This window comes from Chamaesiphon sp. (genome assembly GCF_041737865.1).
GTDB lineage: Bacteria > Cyanobacteriota > Cyanobacteriia > Cyanobacteriales > Chamaesiphonaceae > Chamaesiphon.
The window spans coordinates 1-4,503 of record NZ_JBGSQZ010000134.1; the positions used below are offsets into that span (position 1 = coordinate 1).

At 43.1% G+C, this 4,503-nt stretch carries 3 protein-coding genes; all 3 read left to right on the top strand.

The features are described 5' to 3' along the window. Nucleotides 1–390: 390 nt before the first annotated feature. Genes ACEW9J_RS09460 through ACEW9J_RS09470 form a run of 3 tightly spaced genes read left to right on the top strand, consistent with a single transcriptional unit; the run spans nt 391 to nt 4,359 of the window. Nucleotides 391–1,017: a hypothetical protein gene (locus tag ACEW9J_RS09460; protein WP_373544878.1), complete on the top strand. Its 627-nt coding sequence runs from the start codon at nt 391–393 to the stop codon at nt 1,015–1,017. A gap of 52 nt (nt 1,018–1,069) precedes the next feature. Beyond that, entirely contained in the window at nt 1,070–2,950 is a 1,881-nt protein-coding gene (locus ACEW9J_RS09465) for a P-loop NTPase fold protein (protein WP_373544879.1), read from the top strand. Between the two features lie 17 nt (nt 2,951–2,967). Beyond that, nucleotides 2,968–4,359 carry a DUF1802 family protein gene (locus ACEW9J_RS09470; protein ID WP_373544880.1) on the top strand — a complete coding sequence of 464 codons (1,392 nt, stop codon included), beginning with the start codon at nt 2,968–2,970 and terminating at the stop codon, nt 4,357–4,359. Nucleotides 4,360–4,503: the final 144 nt, after the last annotated feature.

Genomic DNA, 4,503 nt, shown 5'->3' on the forward strand with positions numbered 1-4,503 from the left:
TTACCCCTACTTCTCGATCTGCATATTTTTCACCCAGTTAATAACAGTATTATGCGAGACACCAGTACTGCGTTCGATTTCGCGAAAGCTAACTCCCTGTTGATGGAGATCGAGACACTTTTGCCTAATCTCTAGAGGATACCCTCTATCAGCGTAGCGATCGACAAATTGCCGCCCACATCCTCTACATATATAGCGTTGCTTACCTTGCTAGCGACCGTTTTTCGCCACTCGATCTCTCTAACATTGTAGAAGGGCGATCGATTCGTTGTGCGTAGCACGTCAGTGTGCAGATTGAGTGTAGGTCTATGGTCTGATTATATGGGTACACTTCTTATAGAAGCAGCACTTTGCTTCATGTAGAAAATAGTCAAGGAAAGTATGTCGAAAATGGTTACAAACTTTGAAGTCCGGTTTCTGTTAGCACTATGGGATTTAGGCGGTGCTGATATTCGGAAGGGATCGGTAAATAGTCGCTTCAGCGGCAAAACAGCCGCAGCTAATGCGGCCTGTGCCAGATTGGTTGAAGCTGGAGCCGTTAAAAATTCACAGGATAGTCGCTGCCTAACATTGACTGATGCAGGAAAGTTGTTACTAGAATCATCACTGGTACGAGATAAGTTTGAGTTTGAGGCTCAGATTGGTGCTAAAACAGCAAATGCGCTACTAAATTGGTTTCGCGCCACTAATGTCGATCGGAGATCGTTATCCGATCGTGTTAAGGAAGCAGAGATCTCCTCCTATCATGAGTTTCAAGCAGTGGCATTGGCATCATACGATCGCCTCAATAGCGAGTTCAATTTCGATCGTCTCGTCCCGATTTATCGCATTCGTCGGGATATTGGTGAACGAGTGACTCGCACAAGCTTCAATGAATGGCTCCTCAAAATGCAAGCTGATAGTATCCTGCAACTTCTAGAAGGCACCGTTGAAGATAGTGCTCCAGATAAACTAGAAGATTCAGTGATGACCAAAGTCAGCGGTCTCCGCTGTTATGCCAAACGCATTACCACATAAATCGTACCGCCCAGTTTTCATTGACTTTAAGCCTGTAAATACATCAAATCTCATGTTTGAGCATCCCGCATCTCCCATTGCCGAAATCAATCAGCTTGTCGAACAGTACAATCCTTTCGACTGCTCCCTCGTTGTCAAAAGCCATGACGTTTGGGCTTCTAAATTTCCCGATGTCCCTTCCATCAATGGACAGATCTCCGCAGCGATCTTTAAAGGAATAGAGCAAGTTAGAATAGGCGATCGAAGTGTTTTAGGCATTACAATAACTGCTGAAAAAGGTTTGGGTAAAAGCCACCTCATTAGTCGCTTACGGCGGCAAATCAAACAAGATGGCACGGCTTTTTTCGTTTACATGAGCGAAACAGACTATGGAGATTTGAATCGAATTAACTCCATGTTCTTGAGTACTCTAGCGCATAGTCTTCAACAGGAAGGTAGTTGCGGTGCGCGGCAATGGCAGGAGTTAGCGGCTCTATTACTTAACGAAATTTTCAAGGTTGACTATGAACCAAAGAGGTGGATCGCCAGTTTCCATCAAAAGCTGGCTAATACACCAAATTTAGTGAGTAAATTGATAGCTAAAATTTGCCAACTCAAGCCAGATGTCAGTAACCCTTACGTCATCCAGGCTATTCTGTGGACACTTGCACCCAATATGCAGTTGTTTGCCGTTAACTGGCTATCAGGTAAATCATTAGGAAAATCGCAAGCTGAAGCTATGGATTTACCACCAAATCATGAAGGCGATCGAGAGGTCAATGCCTTAGCAATGGCAACACAAATTCTGGATTTAATCGGAAACTATCGCACGATTGTTATCTGTTTGGATGAAATAGAACCAAAGGGATCTAACTCTCAAGGTTTGACTACTCCACAAGTAGTTGCTTCCTTAGCAAAGGACTTGTATAGCAAAATTAAATGTGGCGTTTTAATTATGGCGACATTTCCCCAAACTTGGCAGTACTCCATCAAGGCGATGCCGCAGTCAGAATCAGTCATCGATCGAATTGGTGAAAAAATCTTCGAGCTGCAATATCTCAATGGCGATGATATTGTCGCATTGATCTCTGCCTGGTTGCAGCCTTTTTATACCAAGCATAAGCTGACACCACCATCGCCTACCTATCCATTCAACGAGCGCGATTTACGGGAGTTGGGATCGGAGCGTCCAATTGTGCGGAGGGTTCTACAATGGTGCGCTGAGAATTGGCAAGTATCTGTGCCAGTGGATGAATTTCATGGGATTGAAGTTGCTTTTCAAGAACAGCTATTGGCTCTAGAAAATACTATTAACGATCGTATGAATGACAGTTTCATAGTTGCGAAGGCATTACGTTTAGCCTTTGAAACTACCAAGGGTATCACAATCGATGAGGTCTTGGTCGAAGATATTCAGGATATCAAAGTCAAAGCTGCCGATCTTGGATATCTAGATTTTCGGATAGTGGCTCAGGAAAGAGGAATTACTCATAAAATCGGTGTGTGTATCTTACAAGATTCTGGGGCAAGGTTTATCAGTGCTGCCATGAAAAGATTAGCTGAGTACGACAAGTTTAGCTTCACGAGAGGGTGCCTAGTCCGCTCTAAAGATGTCAAGCCAAAAACTCAAGGACGCACCATTCTGGATGACTTGCTAGCAAATCGTGGCGGCGAGTGGGTGGTTTTGAAGTCAGAAGACATCAAACCTTTATTGGCGATTCTGGCTGTCTATGATGCTTATGAAGACTACGAATTTAGTCAGCCAAAAATTATTGAGTTCATTCAAAAAACACAAATTGCTGAAAATAATTATCTGATTAAGGAGATTTTGAGCGATCCTTCTGGAGAAATTTCCACAGATGCGATCGATGAAGATCGCATGTTGAATCTGGAAAACGATTCAACCCTATTTACTGAGGTGAATGTTTTTGAGTTGTCTGAAACTAATTTATAAATTAGCAGTAACTCAATATGACAACCCCATCTTATTCAATTGCCACTGCGTTTCATCTGTCCCCAGTTAATTTGGATTTACTAGCTCAAGGTCGAACGATCGCGGTATTTCCGTGGGTATTTTTGATGCCCGATCGAGCTTTTGCTCTGATCGATACCGAAACCCCACCTGGGGTAAAAGATCTCAACTATTGGGCTAGATGTGCATCTTGTAAGAGTATCGATACCGTCGCAGACTTACAGTTATTTCAACAAATAGCTCCCTGGAGTCACGAAATTCTCGATCGTCACTTTGAAAGCAGAAAGTTTGTGTTTGTTGCTTTGCTTAGGGTGTATCGATTGCCAGTTGAAATAGAGATGCTCCAAAATCGTGTTGGGGATTTCTCCTTACTGAAACAGCCAATGGTAGTTACTACAAATGAGCCAGTGCTGTCCGATCGCATCTTCGCTAAACATAAGCAGCGACTAGATAGCCTTTCCACCTCAAAATATCCGAATCTAGAGACTCTGCAACAGCAACTCGATCTATCTGTCGCTCCCGATCTCCAAATCGATGCTTTCAATCGAGATTTGCGAGTCTTTCTAGACTGGGAACAGCCATCACGGCACGAACACAGTTCGATCGATCTCAGTTGGATTAACAGGATCGGTGAAGTTGGTAACTCCAGCGATGGTAACGAGTTTGAGAAATTAGTGCGTAGAAGCTTTTTGCAATTAGGATTTACTAATTCGCTCAATAATATCAAGGCTAGTCTCGATCCCAATGCAACTGGTGGCGCAGGCGGAATCGATATTTATTGCGATCGACCATTTTCCCTCGTGGGAGAATGCAAAGCGAGTCAGGATGAAAGTGTTCCTAATAAAGTATCTGCCCAACTTATCCATTTGGGCATCACCCATTTAGGCAAAGAGGTTTTCGATCGATCTGTCAAAATAATCTTTGCTGCTGGCTCATTGACATCTGCGGCACAGCAAGCAGCCATCCAAAATCAAATGAATGTGATGACACCCACTACTCTTCAAAGACTCATTACGCTCAAGTCTGACTATCCTGGTGCGATCGATCTCCGCGAATTAGAGCAATGTCTCAACCAAGAACCTTTTGGTGAAGACTCAGATCTCAAGGTAAATAAATACATTAATTCGATCGAGCAAAGAATCCAAAACCTCGTCCATATTGTCTCAACACTTAAGAGTTATCTGGAGTCTCAAACCTTTCAAGAAGTCGGTATCGATAAATTCCATGTGGTTTTTGATTTATCTCATCCGCCCCAAAAGTATTCAGAGGAGGAACTTTATGGCATGATGATCGAGCTATCTTCACCACTCAGTGGCTATGTAGGTAGGATTAAAGGACATGATTGGCGAGGCGATCGCTTTTACTTTTTACGGGATCTAATTAATGTTTAGACACGATCGAGAAGTAGGGGTAATTCATGAATTACCCCTACTTCTCGATCTGCATATTTTTCACCCAGTTAATAACAGTATTATGCGAGACACCAGTACTGCGTTCGATTTCGCGAAAGCTAACTCCCTGTTGATGGAGATCGA

Bases quoted from the DNA above. Each gene is read 5' to 3' on its own strand.
- ACEW9J_RS09465 (WP_373544879.1), top strand. From the start codon at position 1,070: ATGTTTGAGCATCCCGCATCTCCCATTGCCGAAATCAATCAGCTTGTC.
- ACEW9J_RS09460 (WP_373544878.1), top strand. From the start codon at position 391: ATGGTTACAAACTTTGAAGTCCGGTTTCTGTTAGCACTATGGGATTTA.
- ACEW9J_RS09470 (WP_373544880.1), top strand. From the start codon at position 2,968: ATGACAACCCCATCTTATTCAATTGCCACTGCGTTTCATCTGTCCCCA.